The organism is Streptomyces sp. BK340 (assembly GCF_007827595.1).
Classification (GTDB): domain Bacteria; phylum Actinomycetota; class Actinomycetes; order Streptomycetales; family Streptomycetaceae; genus Streptomyces.
Window position 1 is genome coordinate 395,414 of sequence record NZ_VISR01000003.1, and the last position, 16,838, is coordinate 412,251.

General features: G+C 69.5%; 29 protein-coding genes. 25 read left to right on the forward strand and 4 right to left on the reverse strand.

Annotated features, from left to right (window positions below):
* Positions 1 to 133 precede the first annotated feature (133 nt).
* On the forward strand, positions 134 to 1,003 hold the full coding sequence (locus FB157_RS08170; protein WP_145877438.1) for an alpha/beta hydrolase: 870 nt from the start codon (positions 134 to 136) through the stop codon (positions 1,001 to 1,003).
* Between the two features lie 153 nt (positions 1,004 to 1,156).
* Complete coding sequence (locus FB157_RS08175; RefSeq protein WP_145877440.1) at positions 1,157 to 1,954, forward strand: SAM-dependent methyltransferase; 798 nt, start codon at positions 1,157 to 1,159, stop codon at positions 1,952 to 1,954.
* Positions 1,955 to 1,970: 16 nt separating this feature from the next.
* On the opposite strand, the gene FB157_RS08180 is transcribed toward FB157_RS08175, so the two are convergent.
* Positions 1,971 to 2,780, reverse strand: a complete 810-nt coding sequence (locus tag FB157_RS08180) for a Cof-type HAD-IIB family hydrolase (RefSeq protein ID WP_261386203.1) — start codon at positions 2,778 to 2,780, stop codon at positions 1,971 to 1,973.
* Here FB157_RS08180 and FB157_RS08185 point away from each other — a divergent pair.
* Positions 2,768 to 4,399 carry a recombinase family protein gene (locus FB157_RS08185; protein WP_145877442.1) on the forward strand — a complete coding sequence of 544 codons (1,632 nt, stop codon included), beginning with the start codon at positions 2,768 to 2,770 and terminating at the stop codon, positions 4,397 to 4,399. The genes FB157_RS08180 and FB157_RS08185 overlap by 13 nt on opposite strands.
* Here FB157_RS08185 and FB157_RS08190 read toward each other — a convergent pair.
* Positions 4,320 to 4,877 (reverse strand): hypothetical protein, encoded by a 558-nt coding sequence (locus FB157_RS08190; protein WP_145877443.1) that lies wholly within the window; start codon positions 4,875 to 4,877, stop codon positions 4,320 to 4,322. The two genes, FB157_RS08185 and FB157_RS08190, sit on opposite strands and share 80 nt — an antisense overlap.
* A 15-nt stretch (positions 4,878 to 4,892) precedes the next feature.
* Positions 4,893 to 5,351, reverse strand: a complete 459-nt coding sequence (locus FB157_RS08195; RefSeq protein WP_145877445.1) for a helix-turn-helix transcriptional regulator — start codon at positions 5,349 to 5,351, stop codon at positions 4,893 to 4,895.
* 236 nt (positions 5,352 to 5,587) lie between these two features.
* Between FB157_RS08195 and FB157_RS08200 the strand changes: the two genes are divergently transcribed.
* The 19 genes from FB157_RS08200 (at position 5,588) to FB157_RS08285 (ending at position 13,837) form a co-directional block, all read left to right on the forward strand.
* A complete protein-coding gene (locus FB157_RS08200) occupies positions 5,588 to 5,830 on the forward strand; it encodes a helix-turn-helix domain-containing protein (RefSeq protein WP_145877447.1) in 243 nt (80 codons plus the stop codon).
* Positions 5,827 to 6,003 (forward strand): hypothetical protein, encoded by a 177-nt coding sequence (locus FB157_RS47160; RefSeq protein WP_186581405.1) that lies wholly within the window; start codon positions 5,827 to 5,829, stop codon positions 6,001 to 6,003. Before FB157_RS08200 ends, FB157_RS47160 begins: the two co-directional genes overlap by 4 nt.
* 91 nt (positions 6,004 to 6,094) lie before the next feature.
* Positions 6,095 to 6,529, forward strand: a complete 435-nt coding sequence (locus tag FB157_RS08205; RefSeq protein ID WP_145877449.1) for a hypothetical protein — start codon at positions 6,095 to 6,097, stop codon at positions 6,527 to 6,529.
* Complete coding sequence (locus FB157_RS08210) at positions 6,526 to 6,873, forward strand: hypothetical protein (protein ID WP_145877451.1); 348 nt, start codon at positions 6,526 to 6,528, stop codon at positions 6,871 to 6,873. Before FB157_RS08205 ends, FB157_RS08210 begins: the two co-directional genes overlap by 4 nt.
* Positions 6,870 to 7,160 carry a hypothetical protein gene (locus tag FB157_RS08215; protein ID WP_145877453.1) on the forward strand — a complete coding sequence of 97 codons (291 nt, stop codon included), beginning with the start codon at positions 6,870 to 6,872 and terminating at the stop codon, positions 7,158 to 7,160. Before FB157_RS08210 ends, FB157_RS08215 begins: the two co-directional genes overlap by 4 nt.
* The gene (locus tag FB157_RS08220; protein WP_145877455.1) at positions 7,157 to 7,537 is read left to right on the forward strand and encodes a hypothetical protein; all 381 of its coding nucleotides are present in this window, start codon (positions 7,157 to 7,159) and stop codon (positions 7,535 to 7,537) included. The genes FB157_RS08215 and FB157_RS08220 overlap by 4 nt, the downstream gene beginning before the upstream one ends.
* Positions 7,537 to 8,013, forward strand: coding sequence for a hypothetical protein (locus FB157_RS08225; RefSeq protein WP_145877457.1), 477 nt, complete (start codon positions 7,537 to 7,539; stop codon positions 8,011 to 8,013). The genes FB157_RS08220 and FB157_RS08225 overlap by 1 nt, the downstream gene beginning before the upstream one ends.
* A complete protein-coding gene (locus tag FB157_RS08230; RefSeq protein WP_145877458.1) occupies positions 8,010 to 8,225 on the forward strand; it encodes a hypothetical protein in 216 nt (71 codons plus the stop codon). The genes FB157_RS08225 and FB157_RS08230 overlap by 4 nt, the downstream gene beginning before the upstream one ends.
* Positions 8,222 to 9,286: a hypothetical protein gene (locus FB157_RS08235; RefSeq protein WP_145877459.1), complete on the forward strand. Its 1,065-nt coding sequence runs from the start codon at positions 8,222 to 8,224 to the stop codon at positions 9,284 to 9,286. The genes FB157_RS08230 and FB157_RS08235 overlap by 4 nt, the downstream gene beginning before the upstream one ends.
* 68 nt (positions 9,287 to 9,354) lie before the next feature.
* The gene (locus tag FB157_RS08240) at positions 9,355 to 9,885 is read left to right on the forward strand and encodes a hypothetical protein (RefSeq protein WP_145877461.1); all 531 of its coding nucleotides are present in this window, start codon (positions 9,355 to 9,357) and stop codon (positions 9,883 to 9,885) included.
* Positions 9,882 to 10,598, forward strand: coding sequence for an exonuclease domain-containing protein (locus FB157_RS08245; protein ID WP_145877463.1), 717 nt, complete (start codon positions 9,882 to 9,884; stop codon positions 10,596 to 10,598). The genes FB157_RS08240 and FB157_RS08245 overlap by 4 nt, the downstream gene beginning before the upstream one ends.
* A complete protein-coding gene (locus FB157_RS08250; protein ID WP_145877465.1) occupies positions 10,595 to 10,924 on the forward strand; it encodes a hypothetical protein in 330 nt (109 codons plus the stop codon). The genes FB157_RS08245 and FB157_RS08250 overlap by 4 nt, the downstream gene beginning before the upstream one ends.
* A complete protein-coding gene (locus tag FB157_RS08255) occupies positions 10,921 to 11,133 on the forward strand; it encodes a hypothetical protein (protein ID WP_145877466.1) in 213 nt (70 codons plus the stop codon). The genes FB157_RS08250 and FB157_RS08255 overlap by 4 nt, the downstream gene beginning before the upstream one ends.
* Positions 11,130 to 11,414, forward strand: a complete 285-nt coding sequence (locus FB157_RS08260) for a hypothetical protein (protein ID WP_145877468.1) — start codon at positions 11,130 to 11,132, stop codon at positions 11,412 to 11,414. The genes FB157_RS08255 and FB157_RS08260 overlap by 4 nt, the downstream gene beginning before the upstream one ends.
* On the forward strand, positions 11,411 to 12,295 hold the full coding sequence (locus FB157_RS08265) for a hypothetical protein (RefSeq protein WP_145877469.1): 885 nt from the start codon (positions 11,411 to 11,413) through the stop codon (positions 12,293 to 12,295). The genes FB157_RS08260 and FB157_RS08265 overlap by 4 nt, the downstream gene beginning before the upstream one ends.
* Positions 12,292 to 12,849 (forward strand): WhiB family transcriptional regulator, encoded by a 558-nt coding sequence (locus tag FB157_RS08270; protein WP_145877471.1) that lies wholly within the window; start codon positions 12,292 to 12,294, stop codon positions 12,847 to 12,849. Before FB157_RS08265 ends, FB157_RS08270 begins: the two co-directional genes overlap by 4 nt.
* Positions 12,849 to 13,040, forward strand: coding sequence for a transcription factor WhiB (locus FB157_RS08275; RefSeq protein WP_145877473.1), 192 nt, complete (start codon positions 12,849 to 12,851; stop codon positions 13,038 to 13,040). Before FB157_RS08270 ends, FB157_RS08275 begins: the two co-directional genes overlap by 1 nt.
* Positions 13,037 to 13,366: a hypothetical protein gene (locus FB157_RS08280; RefSeq protein ID WP_145877475.1), complete on the forward strand. Its 330-nt coding sequence runs from the start codon at positions 13,037 to 13,039 to the stop codon at positions 13,364 to 13,366. The genes FB157_RS08275 and FB157_RS08280 overlap by 4 nt, the downstream gene beginning before the upstream one ends.
* A gap of 132 nt (positions 13,367 to 13,498) precedes the next feature.
* Positions 13,499 to 13,837, forward strand: coding sequence for a hypothetical protein (locus FB157_RS08285; protein ID WP_145877477.1), 339 nt, complete (start codon positions 13,499 to 13,501; stop codon positions 13,835 to 13,837).
* A gap of 62 nt (positions 13,838 to 13,899) precedes the next feature.
* On the opposite strand, the gene FB157_RS08290 is transcribed toward FB157_RS08285, so the two are convergent.
* Positions 13,900 to 14,091 (reverse strand): hypothetical protein, encoded by a 192-nt coding sequence (locus FB157_RS08290; protein ID WP_145877479.1) that lies wholly within the window; start codon positions 14,089 to 14,091, stop codon positions 13,900 to 13,902.
* 158 nt (positions 14,092 to 14,249) lie between these two features.
* Between FB157_RS08290 and FB157_RS08295 the strand changes: the two genes are divergently transcribed.
* The 3 genes from FB157_RS08295 to FB157_RS08305 all read left to right on the forward strand — a co-directional run bounded on the left by FB157_RS08295 (position 14,250) and on the right by FB157_RS08305 (position 16,836).
* Positions 14,250 to 15,029: a hypothetical protein gene (locus tag FB157_RS08295; RefSeq protein ID WP_145877481.1), complete on the forward strand. Its 780-nt coding sequence runs from the start codon at positions 14,250 to 14,252 to the stop codon at positions 15,027 to 15,029.
* Positions 15,026 to 15,850 carry a hypothetical protein gene (locus FB157_RS08300; RefSeq protein ID WP_145877483.1) on the forward strand — a complete coding sequence of 275 codons (825 nt, stop codon included), beginning with the start codon at positions 15,026 to 15,028 and terminating at the stop codon, positions 15,848 to 15,850. The genes FB157_RS08295 and FB157_RS08300 overlap by 4 nt, the downstream gene beginning before the upstream one ends.
* A 74-nt stretch (positions 15,851 to 15,924) precedes the next feature.
* Positions 15,925 to 16,836 (forward strand): hypothetical protein, encoded by a 912-nt coding sequence (locus tag FB157_RS08305; RefSeq protein WP_145877485.1) that lies wholly within the window; start codon positions 15,925 to 15,927, stop codon positions 16,834 to 16,836.
* Positions 16,837 to 16,838: the final 2 nt, after the last annotated feature.

Below are 16,838 nucleotides of genomic sequence, written 5' to 3' on the forward strand. Positions count from 1 at the left end.
GCTGTGGATCAGCACGAATCTACGGGTGTGCACCGGGCACACTTAATTAGCACTGCTAGTTTTGGACTATAGACCTCCGGGCGGCTCCCTGGGAAGATCCCCCGGAACCTTCACCCAGGCAGCCGGAGGAGACATGGCCCACGTCCGCGAGCACATCCTCGACGGCATCGTCGTACGCGAGTGGCCGCACCCGGACCCGCGCTATCTGGCCCTCGTGGTGCACGGCTACGGGGAACACGCCGGCCGCTACGACGAACTGGCGGGCGTTCTCAACGCGCACGGGGCGGCGGTGTACGGGCCCGATCACGTCGGGCACGGCAGGTCGGCGGGTGAGCGGGTGGTGATCGAGGACTTCGAGGACGTCGTCACCGACGTGCACGCGGCGGCGGACCTCGCCCGCGCCGCGCATCCGGGCCTGCCGCTCGTCATGGTCGGCCATTCCATGGGCGGTCTGATCGCGGCCCGGCACGCCCAGCGGTACGGCGCGGAGCTGAGCGCGCTGATCCTGTCCGGGCCGGTGATCGGCGTCTGGGAGCTGCCCGGGCGGCTGCTGGCCCTGCCCGAGATCCCCGACACCCCGATCAGCCCGGCCGCGCTCTCCCGTGACCCGGCGGTGGGCGCCGCGTACGCCGCCGACCCGCTGGTCTGGCACGGCCCGATGAAGCGGCCGATGCTGCAGGCGTTCGTCCGCACCCTGGAGACCGTGGCCGAGGGCGGGGACATCGGGCCGCTGCCGCTGCTGTGGCTGCACGGGGACGACGACCGGCTGGTTCCGCTGCCGGGCAGCCGGGTCGGGGTGGAGCGCCTCAGCGGCGGCCGGCTGACCGAGCGGATCTTCGCCGGGGCTCGGCACGAGGTGTTCAACGAGACGGACCGCGCGGATGTCTTCGCGGAGGTGCTCCGCTTCGTCGACGCGGAGCTGCGTCCCGGTGGGGCGCTCGCGGCGGATCCGGCGCACCCGGCCGGCCCTGCGCGCCCGGCCGATCCGGCACTCCCCCACTGACCGGCAGCCCAACCGGCCGCGTCGGCAGGCATGTTGGCGGACCCTCCCGGACGGACGGGTGACCGAGGACCGACTCCGCCCCACCCCAAGATCGTGTCAGACTGCTGGCACGCCCCCGGACGGCAGGGGGCCTCTCGAACGGAGGAACTGGACGTGACGGGGACCGAGCCGGCCGCTCAGGAGATCGACACCACCCGGCCGCATCCGGCGCGGGTGTACGACTGGTTCCTCGGCGGCAAGGACAACTACCCCGTCGACGAGGAACTCGGCCGCCGGATCGCGGCGATCGACGGGGGCGGCGCACCGCGGGCCGCCCTCGCCAACCGGGGGTTCATGCGCCGGACCACGCGCGCGCTGGCCCAGGAGGCCGGCATCCGCCAGTTCCTGGACATCGGCACGGGCATACCGACCGAGCCCAACCTGCACCAGATCGCCCAGTCCGTCGCCCCGGACGCCCGGGTCGTCTACGTCGACAACGACCCGATCGTGCTGGCCCACGCGAACGCGTTGCTGCGCGGCACCGCCGAGGGTGTCACGGAGTACGTCCAGGCCGACGCCCGCGATCCGCGCGCCATCCTCGAACAGGCGGCCCGTGTCCTGGACTTCGGCCGTCCCGTCGCCCTGTCCCTGATCGCCCTGCTGCACTTCGTCGCCGACGAGGACGGCGCCCACGACCTGGTCGCCACGCTGGTCGACGCGCTGGCTCCGGGCAGCTGCCTGGTGCTGTCCACGATGACGGCCGACTTCGAACCGGAGAACGTCCAGAAGGGCATCGCCGCGTACGCCGCCGGCGGGGTGACCCTGGTGGCCCGCTCCCAGGCCGAAGTGGGCACGTTCTTCAAGGGGCTCGAGCTGCTGGAGCCCGGGATCGTCTCCGTGGCCGACTGGCGCCCCGAGAGCGAACCGGACGGCCCGATCTCGCTGTACGGCGCGGTCGGCCTGAAGCGCTGAGCCCCGCGCGGCCGTCCTACAGACCGAGCACGTGCGCGATGGTCCGCAGCACCCCGTTCTCGTTGTTGGACGGGGCGAGATGGCGGGCCCGGCGGACCACCTCCGGGTGGGCGTTGGACATCGCGAAGGACCAGTCGGCGGCGTCCAGCATCTCCAGGTCGTTGAGGTAGTCGCCGAACACCATGGTCTGCGCGGGCGTGATGCCCAGCTCGCGCTGCAGGCCGCGCAAGGCGGCGCCCTTGTTGGCGCTGCGGTTGATGACGTCGACCCAGTGCTCGCCGGAGACGACGACGTGGTGGGTGGCGGCGAAGGCCTGCAGGGCCGGGGCGGTGGTGTGCTCGGCGGACCCGAAGTCGAACAGCGCCACCTTGATCACGTCGTCCTCGACGGCGGTGACGTCCTCGACGATCCGGTGCTCGACGTAGTACTCGCGCACCTCCGCCAGGAACGCCTCGTCGGTCCGCTCGACGTACGCCGACCGCTTGCCGGAGACCACGATGCCCATGTCGACGCCGTCCGCGACCAGGCGCCGTACCGTCCGGGCGAGGTCCGCGACGACGGACCGGTCGAGCACGTCGGAACTCAGCTCCACCCCGTCGCGGACCACATAGGTGCCGTTCTCCGCGATGAACACCATGCCCTCGGCGACCTCGGCGAACTGCCGGGCCAGCGTGATGTACGGGCGGCCGCTCGCCGGACTGAACAGCACTCCGCGGCGGCGCAGTTCGGCGAGCAGCGGCCACAGGCCGTCGGGTATGCGCTTGGCGTCCGATACTGCTGCAATAACCCGTCCAAACGCAGTAGTGTCAGCCCATGCCGCTCGCACCCGAATACCTCCACCTCGTCTTCCCCGACGTGCAGTTCCACGCCCTCCTCTACGGCCGCAACAGCCGCGACCCAAAGAAGAAGGGCCGCAGCGTCAACGACCAACTCGCCGACGGCCGCACTCTCTGCGACACACACGGCTGGACCATCGCCGAAGTCTTCAAAGACACCGGCATCTCCGCGAGCCGCCACGCCCGCCGCGACCGCGACGACTTCGAAGCCCTCCTCGACGTCATCGAGAACGTCCAGGTCCCCGCCGGCGTCCGCCGCATCTGCGTCGCCTACGAAGCCAGCAGGTACTACAGAGACCTGGAGGCCTACGTCCGCCTCCGCAACGCCTGCTACAACGCCGACGTCCTGCTCTGCTACAACGGCACCGTCTACGACCTCTCCAAACGCGAAGACCGCAAGGCCACCGCGATGGACGCCATCGCCGCCGAGGACGAAGTCGAAGGCATCCGCGACCGCAACGTCCGCACCGCCCGACTCAACGCCGAAGCCGGCGGCGTCTGGGGCAAGGTCCCCTTCGGCTACATGCGGAAATACGACCCGGACACCGGCGACCTCATCGGCCAGTACGAGCACCAGGACCGCGGCCCGATCGTCCTCAAGTCCTTCCAGCACGTCGATGGCGGCGGTTCGCTGCGGTCACTCCTGCAGTGGCTGAAGTCCGAACCCGAGGCGGCACGCCCCGACGGCAGCAAGTGGGACGACGAACGCGTCAGATACATGCTCCTCAACCGCGTCTACATCGGCGAACGAGTCCACAACGGCAAAGCGGTGAAAGCCCAGTGGGCCCCCATCAAGGGCCTCGACACGCCTGAGGGCCGGGCCATGTTCCGCCGCGTCACGAAGAAGCTGACCGACCCCTCACGCCAACGCCCAGGCGAAGGCCGGGTCAGCCACCTTCTCTCATTCATCCCACTCTGCGGGGAGTGCGGAGACGACGTCTACCTACGCGCGGACCAGACCGGGGCCAGCCACTACACGAAGGAAATCTACCGATGTAGCGAGAAGCGACACGTCTCCGTGTCCGAACCGCTCCTCGATGCCTACGTCGTAGAGGCGGTTCTCACCTGGCTCCGACGCAAGGAGCAGGCCCGGGTCGCGCTCATCCCGAATCAGGCCAAGGTGGCCGACGAGATGCGACGGGCGCAGGAGATGCTCGATCTGTATGAGGAGGAACTGGATGAAGCGCGGGAGCTGAACCGCCAGCGCAACGAACAGGGGCGGCCTCTGTTGTCGCTGACGTCGCTCTCCGCCAAGGAGATGGAACTCTTGCCGAAGATCGAGGAGCTGCAGAGCAAGCTCCAGTCGATCACTGGCGTGCCGCTGCTCATCCAGCAGCTGGTGGGAGCCTCGGACCCTGATGCCCAATGGTATGGGACGGACACGTCGCCCGGTCTGTCGTTGGAGCAGCAGCGTGAAGCGATCCGGACGATCGTCACGGTGCGCGTCTACAAGGCGCTCCGGCCTGGCAGGGCGAAGTCGCTGGATCCGGCTCGGGTGAGGTTGTCGTTCATCGGGTCGGAGGGCTTCATCAGGTCCCCGCGTTCCCGTGCTCGCGGGAGCGTTCCCGCTCAGCAGCGTGGGCCGGCTGTTGGCCCGGGAAGGGGATGAGGTTGCCGCGTGTGTGCTCGGTTCCGGGCTTGAGCATGCCGGCCCGCTCCATTTCGACGCCGGTTCGGAAGGCGTCGGCTTGGATCTGGGCTCTCTCCTCGTTGAACTCGGCGCGCATCTTGGCGCGTTCGGTGATGAGGGTCTTGGCTATGCGGGCCCTTTCGGCGGCCATGTCGCGGTTGAGGCGGCCCTGCTCGTTCTCCAGCGCGCACTGGTTGGCCTGGTAGAAGGCCCGTTGGGCCTGTGCTTCACGGGTGGCGGCGGCAAGGATGGTCCGCTCGGTGGTCGTGTTGACGACCCAGTGCCTGACCAGCACACAGATGATGATGGTCAGAGCCACCATGACGAGGCAGGCCCCGCCGATGGAGCCTGCCACATCGTCACTGGATGTGCTGCGGATGATGATCGCGAACCCTGCGGTGAGGATCACTGCGGCCGTAGCTGCAGCCGTCTTGCTGCTGGCCGTGAAGTCGTCCAATGCGCACCCCCGGGGTTACATCTGTGCTGCTGTTCCTCCGGGGGTCTCAGCGTCGTCGTCGCGCTGAGCGGGGCTCTTGAGCTTGTCGATCACGGCGAAGAGCGTGAACCGGCCTACGTCGTCATGGATGCCCAATCGCTCCGCCGCTTCCTCCGGAGTGATTGAACCCGAGCCTACCTGTGACTGTTTGTTTTCGGACAGTGTCTGTTGAGACTCAAGGTACTCGGGCGGCAGGATGTCGGCGGCGACGAGCATCTCGACCGGGTCTACTCCGATGGCCTTGGCCAGGGCGGGGAAGAACTTGACGTGGGGGATCTGCTCTTGGCGGAGGAGCCGGGAGGCAGTGCTCTTGTTCATGCCGGTGTCGGCCACGAGTCGCTGCTGGTGGCCGTATGTGGTGTAGCCGGCCGCTTCGAGCGCCGGGTAGACGAGGGCAAAGAACCTTTCCTCGCGCGGCGTGGGGGCATCCGTCATGCCCCGGACTCTACTTCCCTGCGGAGGGAATAGTCACCGGTTCCCTCCCCCGGGAAAGCTGACATCCGGCCACTGACCTGCATCAACACTGGCCACGCGCTCGTTCGAACACGCGTTCGCCAGAAATCTCATCCTTCCCTTGCCCGCACATTCCCTTTACAGGGAGGGAATGCATGTGGTTGAGTTTCCCTCAACAGGGAAACCACCCAACCACCTGCGAAGGGAGGGGCAACCCCGTGTACCGACTCAACGTCGCCCGACTCCGCGAGATCGCCGAAAAGCGCGGCGACCGCAGCGCCTACGCCATCGCCAAGCGCACTGGCGTGAACACTTCATCCGCATATCGCATCGCGTCCGGCGAGACCCAACCTGACCTGATCTCAGCGCTCCGCATCGCCGAGGCATATGACCTCGACATTCGCACGCTCATGGACCGGGTCGACGACGAGGAAGACGAACCCGCCGGAGCCGCCGCGTGACCCGCGAAGAGCGCCGCGCGCTCCTCGGCCCCGACGTCCTCGCGCACATCGACGCAATCGTCGACGCCGCCCCGGAACCCACACCCGAGGTCGTCGACGCACTCCGCCGGATCTTCACCCAGCCGCAGGGAGCGGCACCCGTGAAGACCGCGCCGGCGGCCGACGCCGCCTGACCCACCACACGCCGAAGGCCCGCCCGACTTCCCGGCCCGGCGAGCCCCCGACTCGGCAATCCACCTAGATCCCAAGAAGGAGTGGATCACCTTGAGCACATCATCTCAGACCCGCAGCGTGGTAATCCCGCTGCAACTGTCGCCGCAGGCGCGGCCAACGACCGTACCCGCCGTGTTCCGGGCGGCTGCCCGGCTGCTCGCGGCAAATGGCCACCACCAGGGCGACTACTGCCCGGACCCGTTCGACCGGGTGTTGAAGTCCTCGCACGCCGAGCGCCCGCTGTCGATCGTCGCGGCGGTCCGCTGCGTCGTGTCGGGCAGCCCGCACCGGGAGACGCCGCTGTCCGAAGCCGCGGTGAAGGTGCTGGCCGGCCGTCTGGAGGTAGACGGCGAGCCCGCGTGGAACGACGAGGCGTTCTGGCTGGAGATGCATGTCGCGGCTTGGGGCGACGTGGAGGGCCGGACGACGGAGTCGGCTGTGGCGGTGCTGGAGGCGGCTGCGGACGCGTGCGAGGTGGCGGCATGAGCTTGTCGCCGATCGCTTTGGGGGCGTTGCGGGCCGCTTTGGCGGACATGTCGGCGACGGAGGTCGACCTGCATGGCGATGTTCTGGCCCGGGGCATGGAGGTTGTGGACCGTGAGGGCCGGCTGGTTGGGGCGTTCCAGGCGCAGGAGTTGTTGCGGTTGAGGGCGCGGGCCGCTGAGTTGGAGGAGCAGCTGGCGGCGCTGACCGCGCAGGGTCAGGTGCTGCGGGAATCGCGGCAGGCCGGCGCCGAGCGGGGTGAGGTGGGGGACGGCGAGCACTACGCCACGGTTCACCACGCGTACCTGACGCCGCGGGATCTGCCGCCGATCGGTGGTGCCCAGTGACCGCCGCCACCCCGTCCGAGTGGGCTGCGTTCCTGTCGCTCGGTATCAGCGGCTGGGCGTTCTGCGCATCGCTGCTGTACCTGCTGCACGACGCCGACGTCGCGGACTTCGATCCGCGGCCGGCTGTTCGGGCCGTGCACCAGGTCGCCGTTCACGTGGGCCACGACCTGAACCGGGTCATCGCCACCAGCCAGCGCCTGACCCGGCAGGCCCGCCGTGACGCCGCTGTGACTGCCGCCGCACTGCTCCTGCTCCTCTCCGCTCCCACCTCAGGGGTGAACCGATGAACCGCCTGCGCCTGATCCTGCACCGCCTGTTCCGGAAGCCCGCCCTCACCGGCCCGATGCGGCTATACACCCGCCGCATCCCCGACGGCGTCCTGGTGGACCTGGAGGAGTACTTCGTCCACGTCATCGAGACCCTCGCCGACGACCCCGACGCCTACGCCCTGTTCCAAGAGGTCGTCGACGACCGGGCGACCACGCGGGAGCACGACGGCTGGGAGCCGGAGCAGCTGCTCGTGGAACGCCTCGCCGAGCACGTCGGCCACGAGGTCCCGGTCCGCGGTGAGGCCCTGGCCCGGCTGGCGGACAAGTTCCGCGCTGCCGCCCCGAAGACCGGTGCGGTCGTCGCGATCCCGTCGCAGGCGAGGAGGGCGGCGTGATGACTGCCCGCGATGACATCCACCGTCTCTTCGAGAGCGGCCGCACCTCGTACCGCCTCGACGAGTACCTCGACGCCCACCGCGCTGAGCGTGACGCCGAGATCATGCGGTGGCTGGGCAAGAAGGCCCGCGAGTACCGCGCCACCGGCAGGAAGGCGGACGCGGAACGGGCGGACCTCATCGGCCGGCTGGCGTCGCAGATCTCCCGCGGCGCGGTCCGCCCGAACAACACCATGCTGCCCGCCGGGGTGAAGCCGACGTTCTTCGAGCCCGGCCGTGAGTACCGCGCCACCCAGCACGCGTGTTTCCGTTTCCGCTGCCTGGCCACCGACACTCACCCCGTCACGGGCGAAGTCCGGGCGTTCGGCTGGCGGCAGATCGAACGCACCGATCTGTTCGTGGCTACCGCGCTCGATCCGGACGACTGGGCGTGCTGCGCCTGGACCGACGTGACCGAGACGGGTGAGCCCCAGTGACCCGCGCCGAGATTGCACGCGCAGCCATCACCTACACGACCGCCTGCACCGCCACCACCGTCGTCGCGTTCCTCGCATCCATCCCCTTCACCGGGCTGGCCGCGACCGCCGTGACCATCGACGCCGCTGTCCTCGTTGGCTGGCCCACGCTCCTCGCTGCCGACACCATCACCCGCCACCCCACCAACACCACCACGGGGAACCGCACATGAACGACATCGTCAAGTACCAGCCCGCCACACCGGCCACCCTCCCCGAGAAGATGCAGTACGCCAAGGCCCTGGCTGCCTCGGGCATGCTGCCCGGCCAGTACCGGCAGCAGCCCGCGAACCTGCTGTACGCCCTGGAATACGCCGAGTCCCTCGGCCTGCACCCGATGGCCGCGATCACCGGGATCCACGTCATCGAGGGCAAGCCGTCCGCCTCCGCCGCCCTGATCTCCGCGCTGGTGCGGCGGGCCGGACACAAGCTGCGGGTCCGCGGCGACGACCAGGAGGCCGTGGCGCAGATCGTCCGCGCCGACGACCCGGACTGGACGTTCGAGGCTCGCTGGACCATGGCCCGCGCCGAGCAGGCCGGCCTCGCGAAGAAGAAGGTGTGGCGCGAGTACCCGGCCGCGATGCTCAAGGCCCGCGCGATCACCGAGGTGGCCCGCGACGCCTGCGAAGAGGCCCTCTCGGGGATGCACTACACGCCGGAGGAGTTGGGCGCGAACGTCAACGCCGACGGCGAGATCGTCGAGGCGGAGGTGCAGCAGCTGCGCCGCGTGCAGCAGGGCGAGCAGGATCCGTGGGCCACGCCGCCGCCTCAGCCGAAGGGCACGCTCGTCGTGGACCCCGAGTGCATCGTCACGCATCCGGAAGGACAGGCGATCGTCGACGCGGCCGCTGAGGCCACGCACCGGGGCGAGGTGAAGGAGCGGTGGGCCGAGGCCAAGGACGTTGAGCTGCTCCACGCGATCGTCAAGGCGCCGGACACCGGCGAGTGGGAGATGGTGCGGGAGTACCTTTCCCGCCTCGGCAAGGCACTTCCCGAGGCAGCGGCAGCCACGCCTAAGGCGTCTGCCGAGGACGACGTACAGGATGCCGAGGTCGTCGCCGAGGGCGAGACCGAAGCAGACCTGGCCGAACGGGACCTGCGTGCCGCCGCCGAGAAGGTCGGGCTCGACAACCTCGACGAGGAGTTCGAGAAGAGCTTCGGCCTCCCGATCGCGCAGGCGCCCGCCGCGCAGATGCGGCAGATGACCGCGATCCTCACCGGCTCCGCCGCCTGACCCGTCACGAGCCGGGGTCGTCCTGCCCGTCCGAAGCAGGCAGGACGACCCCGCCCAAGGAGTAGCACATGAACCTCAAAGAAGCAGCAGCACGCGAAGCTGCACTCAAGACGCTCCTCGACACGGTGAAGGTCGCCTACGACGACGCCCGTAAGGAGACCCGCGCCGCGCTCGAATCCGCCGCTGAGACCACCGGCGTCCGCCAGGTCGCCGTCAGCCTGCCCGACGGCCCTGACATCGCCACCGTCAGCCTCTCCAGCGGCGAGGCCGCCGCGAAGGTCGTCGACGAGGACGCGTTCACCGCCTGGGTGCTGGCCAACTACGCCTCGGAGATCGAGCGAAAGTTCATCACCACCGTCCGCGCCGCGTTCACCGACCGGCTGCTGAAGGAAATGACCGCCGCCGGCGCCGCCGAGTACGCCGACCCGGCGACCGGAGTCATCCACGACGTGCCGGGTGTCGAGATCGCCCCGGCCCGGGCCCGCACCCACAGCGTGCGCTTCAAGAAGGACGGCCGCCAGCAGGTCATGCAGGCCTGGCGTGAGGGCCTCCTGACCGCCGCCATCCTCCCCGAACTCACGGCAGGAGACGCCCAGTGAACGCCACCCCCACCCCCTGGAACCGGGGCCCACTCTCGGCCTACGACTGCGAGACAACGGGCACCGTCCCCGCGGAGGACCGCATCGTCAGCGCCGCCCTGGTCCGCCCTGACGGCAGCGTCCTGCGCTGGCTGTCGGACGTCGACGGCGTGGAGATCCCGGCCGCCGCGACCGCCGTGCATCACATCAGCACCGAGTACGCCCGCGCGCACGGCCGTCCGGCGAAGCAGGTCGTCGAGGAGATCGCGGACGCCGTCGCCGGTGAACTGTCCGCCGGCCGGGCCGCGCTGGTCGTGATGAACGCCCCGTTCGACCTGGGCATGCTGAACGCCGAGTGCGCGCGCCATGGCGTTCCGACGGTCGCTGACCGCATCGGCAGCCTCGGCCCGATCATCGATCCGCTGGTCATCGACCGGGCGGCGGACAAGTACCGCAAGGGCCGCCGCAACCTGGAGTCGCTGGCCGCGCACTACGGGGTGAAGCTGACCGACGCGCACACCGCGGACGCGGACGCGCAAGCCGCACTCGACGTGGCGCGGGCGATCGCCGAGAAGCACCCGGATGTGCAGGTTCCGGCGTGGCTGCTGCACACGTGGCAGATCCAGTGGCGGGCGCAGTGGGCTGCCGGGTTCGAGGCGCATCTGCGGCGGTCGGGGAAGCCGGACGCCACGGTGGACGGGTCGTGGCCGCTGCCGTCGGGCGGTGCGTCATGAGGCTCGTATCCGCCGCCAGGCACGCGGAACTCCAGTACCGGTACGAGCACGTCGTCCGCCAGCGGGACGACTTCGAGGCCCTCGCGAAACAACGTCTGTCCACGGTCACCCGACAGGCCCAGGAGATCACCCGGCTCCGGGACGCCAAGCCGGACAGCCCCGTCCAACACCCGCAGCCGGTGCAGGGCGACGCGGAACTGCGCCGTCAGCTCGCACTCGCCCGGCAGGCGCTGGCCTCCCTCGGCGGCCAGCTCGACACCCTGCAGCGGGCGAACGAGGCACTCACGGCCGAACTCCAGGACGTGCGGCGGGGGGTGGCGTCGTGACCCGCGAGACCATACTCCGCCTCCCGGCCCCGTTGCGGATCTGCGCCCAGTTGGTGTGGCCGACCGGGCAGCACCGGCCGCACGGTTCGGTCGTCGGGCAGCGGTTCACGTACTGCCCCGGCTGCGGCGGCCTCACCGCCCACACCGTCCACGGCCCGCTGCTGCGCTGCGCTGAGGGACACGAGCAGCCCGCCGGAGGTACCTCGTGAACACCATCGCCAACATCAGCTACACGGCCGTCTTCCTGCTGCTGGCCATCGCGATCTGGCGGGTGGACCGCAAGAACCGCCGCCGCCTGGCCGCCAGGCACGCGGCGTTCATCCGCAGCACGCTGCCGCCGGCCGAGGCCGTCCGGGAGACGGAGCCCGGCTTCAACCTCGCCCTGCAAGACGAGTGCGAACTCCTCCTCAACGACCCCGAGTTCGCCGCCCGCTGCGACCAGCTATGGCAGGCCATCCGCGACGAGCAGCAGAAGGGAGAGCAGGCGTGACCACCGCCGTCCGCGAAGCCCCCCACCACCGCAACCTCACCTGCGTCAAGGAGTACACCTGCCAACGGCCCGAGTGTCTCGCCCGCAACCGTGACTACATGCGCAACCGGTCCCGGCTCCTCGCGTACGGCCGCTGGCAGCCCTACGTCGACGCCGAGCCCGTCCGCGCCCATGTCCGCATGCTCATGAGTCACGGCATCGGCTTGCAGCGCGTCCGCCTCCTCGCGCAGATCCCCAACGGCACGATGAGCAAGCTTCTCTACGGCGACGCCACCCGCACCATGCCGCCTTCCAAGAGGGTCCGGACGCGTACCGCGGACAGCATCCTCGCCATCAAGGCGACCCTGGATGCCGTCGCGCCCTCCGCGCTCGTCGACGCCACGGGCACCCGCCGTCGGCTGCAGGCGCTCGTCGCGGTCGGCTGGCCGCAGATCAGCCTCGCCCGCCTGTCTGGCCTGGACAAGATCACCATCAACGATCAGGTCAACCACACTGTCACCACCGCCTACGGGTCTACAGCGCGCACCGCCCGCGACCTCTACGACCAGCTGTGGAACGTGGCTCCCGCCGACCACGGCATCGCTGCCCGCTGGATCGGGGAGGCTCGCGCACTGGCCGCCACCAACGGGTGGGCGCCGCCGGGGGCTTGGGACGACGACTACATCGACAGCCCCGCCGCAGTACCAGACCTCGGCGAGCACGTCGACCGGTACACGGCCATCGCCGAAGACGGCCGCTGGCTCATGAACGAGCACGGCTGCACCGCGGGGCAGGCAGCCCACCGGCTCGGCATCACCCAAGACCACCTGTACCGAGCCTTCTCGCAGCGCCCCGAACAGCAGGCCGGCCACCGCACAACACCTCACGGAGCAGCAGCATGACCATCCGCACCCTCACCCGCCTCACCGACACGACCGGCGCCTGGAAGCAGTCCGCCGCCTGCGCCGCCAACGGAATCGACCCCGACATCTTCCACGCCGGCGAACGCGAACCCCGCCTCGTCGACGAAGCCCGCACCATCTGCGAAGGCTGCCCGGTCCGGGTCGCCTGCCTCACCGCCGCCTACACCGAGGGTGACTCCTGGTCCGTCCGCGGCGGTCTCACCTCCCGCCAACGCCTGTACTACCTCCGCAAGAACGAGCAGCACATCCCGCGCGCGGTCGCCGACGCCACCGACGACGTCAGCGTCCTCCTCAAGCACATCTACGAGCAGCACACCCGACAGCGCGGCGGGCACGTGCTGTGGACGGACACAAGGCACTTCATCAACGTCCGCAACAAGCCGTACACAGTGCACCAGCTGGCGTTCATCGCCCTGTACGGGGTGACGCCGGTCGGGCAGGTGCAGCGGATGTGCGACGTCGAGGACTGCGTCGGGCAACGGTGCCTGACGGACCGGCGGCAACGCGACCTGGCAAAGCGGCTCACGGCCTGATGGACGGCTGGCTCGGCGGTCTGCATGTGCACCGCATGGAACGCGGTCAGGTTCCCGTCGCGGACCTGCTCTGCACCCGGTGCGGGCTGCACCGCCGAGCCACCGGCCACCGCCAGGTCGCCGACTTCCTCGCCTCGAACCCCATCGAACAGCACCAGGACGTATGCCCCGCACGAGAGGACCACCCATGACCACCGTGCAACCCACCCTCGACGGCACCGTGCCCGCCCCGGCCAGCGGGCTCAGCTACGCGGAGTGGGCCGACCGCATCCGCCCGGCGTTCGTCGCCGCGGCGCGCACCGGCCGCCGGTTCACGACCTACGAGGTCGCGAAGGACAACGACCTGCCCGAGCCGCCCTGCGCCCGATCCGACTGGGGGAACTTCACGCAATCCCTCGTCCGCGACCGGGTGATCGAGCACTGCGGGTTCGACCGCAGCAGCCGGCCCACCGGAGAGAAGAGCGCCGTGGCTGTTTGGCGCGGCACCCGCGCGGCGCAGGCCGGGCGGATCGCATGAGCTGCCCTCGATGCGCCGCCCCGGTCGGCCCGAACCGCGGCTTCTGCGGATCCTGCGGCCAACCCATCGGCCAGTAACAGCGCCCCGCCGGGCCGAATCCGGCGGGGCCACCAACCCCAAGGAGAACACGACATGGGCTACTACCCGTCCGCCTGGCTCGCCTACGGCGTCCAGATCCCCGACACCAGCAGCGACCAGCTGGAAGACGCGCTCGGCACGCTCGACGGCCAGCGCGGTGACCAGGCCGACCACGTCGGCTACCTCCATGCCGGCCGCTACGACGACGAGGACAGCTACCTCGTCACCCAGGCGACCGAGGCCGAGATCGGCTCCTCGGTCGTCGTCGCCCCGAACCGGGCCACGGCCGAGCAGTACGCCGACTGGGACCACAACCTCGCCGCCGCGGCCCGCGCGCTCGGCATGACGGACCCGATCGAACCGTCCTGGCTGCTCATCGCGCACGTCGCCTGACGCACGCGACAACGCCCCGCACCAGCTCGGTGCGGGGCCCGGAGAGAGGGGAGGGAACGGTGTCAGGACTCGGCGGGTTCAGCCTTCGGCCGGCGCACGGCCGCCACCTTCGGCGTGCCGATGTACCACAGCACGAATTGCCGCAGTACGGACGAGCGGTCCGTTCCTGCCGCCTCGGTCAGTTCGCCGAAGCGCTGCCATGGCTCGGTATCGAGGCGGAATCGCTGGATGGGCGTCTTCGGTGCGTTCGGCATGTGGGGCTCCCGGGCGGCGGTGGTGGCTACACCAGCATAGTAGCGAACTTGACTGGTGTGGCTACACCCGGCAAGATTGGTGTAGCCACACCGGATCGCCTAAGCGGCACACGGCAGGCCGTTCGACCGTCGCAGAACGCGACCAAGGAGAACCGTTCATGACCAACATCCTGACCGCTTCTGAGAGCAGCGCACTCGCTGAGCATGAAGCCGTCATCGAGCGTGGCATCAAGACCTTCTACGAGGTCGGCACCGCGCTCGCCGACATCCGCGACCGCAAGCTCTACCGCGCCGACCACGGCACTTTCGAGGAGTACTGCCAACGGCGGTGGCAGCTCAGCCGCCCTCGAGCCTACGAACTGATCACGGCGGCCGAGGTCGTGTCTGGCATGCCAGACACCGCACAGCCGGTGGCGAACGCTCGACAGGCCAGCGAGCTAGCCCGCGTGCCGGAGCCGGAGCGTGCGGACGTCTGGCGCGAGACCGTCGAGCGCACCGCTGGCAAGCCCACCGCCGCCGCCGTCCGCGAGACGTACGAGCAGCGGCAGGAGCCGGATCTCCTCGCGGGTGACGACTGGGTGCAACCCGACGGGCCCGGCTTCCAAGCCGCCGTCACCCCGCCGACCGCCGCTCCCAGGCCGAAACGCCGTCCCCTCACCGAGGCCCTCGCCGAGGCCAGCCGCGACTACACCCGCGCCGCCGAACGCCTCGCCCGCCTCACCGAAGACGACCGGTTCCCCAAGAACCGGGACACCACCCACCACCAGGTGCCCGAACTCCTCGGCGCCCTGGACCACACCACCCACCTGATCCAGGCCATGCACCTCGACCAGGCCGACACAAGCGAAGAGGCCCGCCGCTGGTGGGCGACGAGCCTCCACAAGATCAGCGACGCCCTCGCCGACGTCGCGAACACCCTCGAAACGGAGATGCAGTGAACAACCCCATCGTAGCCGCGCTCTTCCCCCGCACGGACATCGTCCACGTGACACCGGTCATGGCCAAGGAATGGCTCAACCGCAACACGCACAACCGCGCCCTGCGCTCCAGCAAGGTCGCCGAGTTCGCCCGTGACATCGAGGCCGGCAACTGGGCCATGAACGGCGAAACCATCAAGTTCGACATCAACGGGGTCCTCCTCGACGGACAGCATCGCCTCTCCGCCATCGTGAAGGCCGACACCTCAGTCGACCTCCTCATCGTCACCGGCCTCGACCCGGCAACCCAGCACACCATGGACGCAGGGGCCAAGCGCACCACGGCGGACGCCTTCAAGCTGAAGGACGAGAAGCACACCGCCCTCCTCGCGGCCATCGTCCGGCGCGTCTGGGCCTGGGAGCGCGGTGACCACAAGCTGTCGATGAATCTGGCGCCCACCATCACCGAGGCGCAGGACTTCCTCAACGCGAACCCGGCCCTGCGACGGTCCGCGGAAATCGCATCGCGCGTCCGCAACCAGTTCAAGTACGCGCCGGCATCGACCACCGGCGTGGCGCACTTCCTGTTCAACCGGATCTCTCCAGACGACACCGCCTGGTTCTTCACCCGGCTCGCCGATGGAGCCGAACTCAGCGCGGGGCACCCCATCCTGACCCTTCGCAAGCGCCTCCTCAGCGACTCCGAAGGGGCCCGGAAGGTCTCCGATCACTCGCAGCTGGCCACCCTGATCCGCGCCTGGAACGCCATGCGAGCTGGCCAGAAGCCGACGCACTTCAAGCCGATCGCAACCCAAGACGCGCCCATGCCCATGCCCAAGTAGCCCCCACTGCGGGGCCGTCGACGGGCGGCCCCGCCCCCTCTCCCTGATCAGCACGAACACGAGAGAAGCAGCCGATGCCTTGGGTCAAGCTGGACGACCGATTCCCTTCGCACCGCAAGGTCGCGCTCCTACCCGACCGAGCCTTCCGGCTGCACGTCTCTGCTATCTGCTGGTGCTCCGAAAACCTCACCGACGGCCGCATCGCCGACCGTGAACTGCCCCTCGTCGCCAAAGTCCGGGGTCTGAAGGCCGCGGCCCAGCAGCTGGTAGACGCCGGCCTGTGGGACCGAATCGAGGGCGGCTGGGAGATCCACGACTACCTCGACTACAACCCGTCCCGCGCGCAGGTGCTCGCCGAGCGGAAGAAGAACGCCGAGCGGCAGGAGCGGTTCCGTCAGCGGAGGAACGGCAAGCCGGTCCCGCCCGACGGTAACGGCGTTACGCCGGACCCCTCCGATGCGCCTGGAATGCACGACGGCGACACGAACGCAGCACGACGGCGACACGACGGCGACACGACGACGCTTCGAATGCGTCCCGTTTCCGAGACAGAACCCCAGGTCAGCGAGCTTCGTAACGGCGTTACTAACGACGCCCCGTCCCGTCCCGTACCCCAACCCCTATCTATGGCTGATGTAGGTGGGGGTAGTGCCGCTAGCAGTTCGGTTGATCTCGACGCTTACGCGCCCTCCCCGATTGACGACGACGGGTTCGCTCTCAACGACGGACTCCGCCGCTGGGCTCTGAGCACCTTCGGCCCCGGCCTCGACCTCGACTACGAGACCGCACAGTTCCTCGACCACTTCCGCGGCAACGGCCAGCGCCGCAAGAACTGGAACACCGAGTGGCAGAAGTGGATCCGCCGCTCCGCGAAGTTCGCGTCCGAGCGCGCCTCTCGGCCGCCCCTCCGCGCCGTATCCGGCGGCTACCAGCCCTACAAGCAACCCTCACCCGAGGACTACGCCAACGACCTCGGCTACTTCTAAGG

What these genes read in the sequence shown, in the direction of transcription:
- FB157_RS08170 (WP_145877438.1), top strand. Translation starts at nt 134, where the DNA reads ATGGCCCACGTCCGCGAGCACATCCTCGACGGCATCGTCGTACGCGAG.
- FB157_RS08185 (WP_145877442.1), top strand. Translation starts at nt 2,768, where the DNA reads ATGCCGCTCGCACCCGAATACCTCCACCTCGTCTTCCCCGACGTGCAG.
- FB157_RS08195 (WP_145877445.1), bottom strand. Translation starts at nt 5,351, where the DNA reads ATGACGGATGCCCCCACGCCGCGCGAGGAAAGGTTCTTTGCCCTCGTC.
- FB157_RS08210 (WP_145877451.1), top strand. Translation starts at nt 6,526, where the DNA reads ATGAGCTTGTCGCCGATCGCTTTGGGGGCGTTGCGGGCCGCTTTGGCG.
- FB157_RS08220 (WP_145877455.1), top strand. Translation starts at nt 7,157, where the DNA reads ATGAACCGCCTGCGCCTGATCCTGCACCGCCTGTTCCGGAAGCCCGCC.
- FB157_RS08225 (WP_145877457.1), top strand. Translation starts at nt 7,537, where the DNA reads ATGACTGCCCGCGATGACATCCACCGTCTCTTCGAGAGCGGCCGCACC.
- FB157_RS08235 (WP_145877459.1), top strand. Translation starts at nt 8,222, where the DNA reads ATGAACGACATCGTCAAGTACCAGCCCGCCACACCGGCCACCCTCCCC.
- FB157_RS08240 (WP_145877461.1), top strand. Translation starts at nt 9,355, where the DNA reads ATGAACCTCAAAGAAGCAGCAGCACGCGAAGCTGCACTCAAGACGCTC.
- FB157_RS08250 (WP_145877465.1), top strand. Translation starts at nt 10,595, where the DNA reads ATGAGGCTCGTATCCGCCGCCAGGCACGCGGAACTCCAGTACCGGTAC.
- FB157_RS08270 (WP_145877471.1), top strand. Translation starts at nt 12,292, where the DNA reads ATGACCATCCGCACCCTCACCCGCCTCACCGACACGACCGGCGCCTGG.
- FB157_RS08275 (WP_145877473.1), top strand. Translation starts at nt 12,849, where the DNA reads ATGGACGGCTGGCTCGGCGGTCTGCATGTGCACCGCATGGAACGCGGT.
- FB157_RS08280 (WP_145877475.1), top strand. Translation starts at nt 13,037, where the DNA reads ATGACCACCGTGCAACCCACCCTCGACGGCACCGTGCCCGCCCCGGCC.
- FB157_RS08285 (WP_145877477.1), top strand. Translation starts at nt 13,499, where the DNA reads ATGGGCTACTACCCGTCCGCCTGGCTCGCCTACGGCGTCCAGATCCCC.
- FB157_RS08290 (WP_145877479.1), bottom strand. Translation starts at nt 14,091, where the DNA reads ATGCCGAACGCACCGAAGACGCCCATCCAGCGATTCCGCCTCGATACC.
- FB157_RS08295 (WP_145877481.1), top strand. Translation starts at nt 14,250, where the DNA reads ATGACCAACATCCTGACCGCTTCTGAGAGCAGCGCACTCGCTGAGCAT.
- FB157_RS08305 (WP_145877485.1), top strand. Translation starts at nt 15,925, where the DNA reads ATGCCTTGGGTCAAGCTGGACGACCGATTCCCTTCGCACCGCAAGGTC.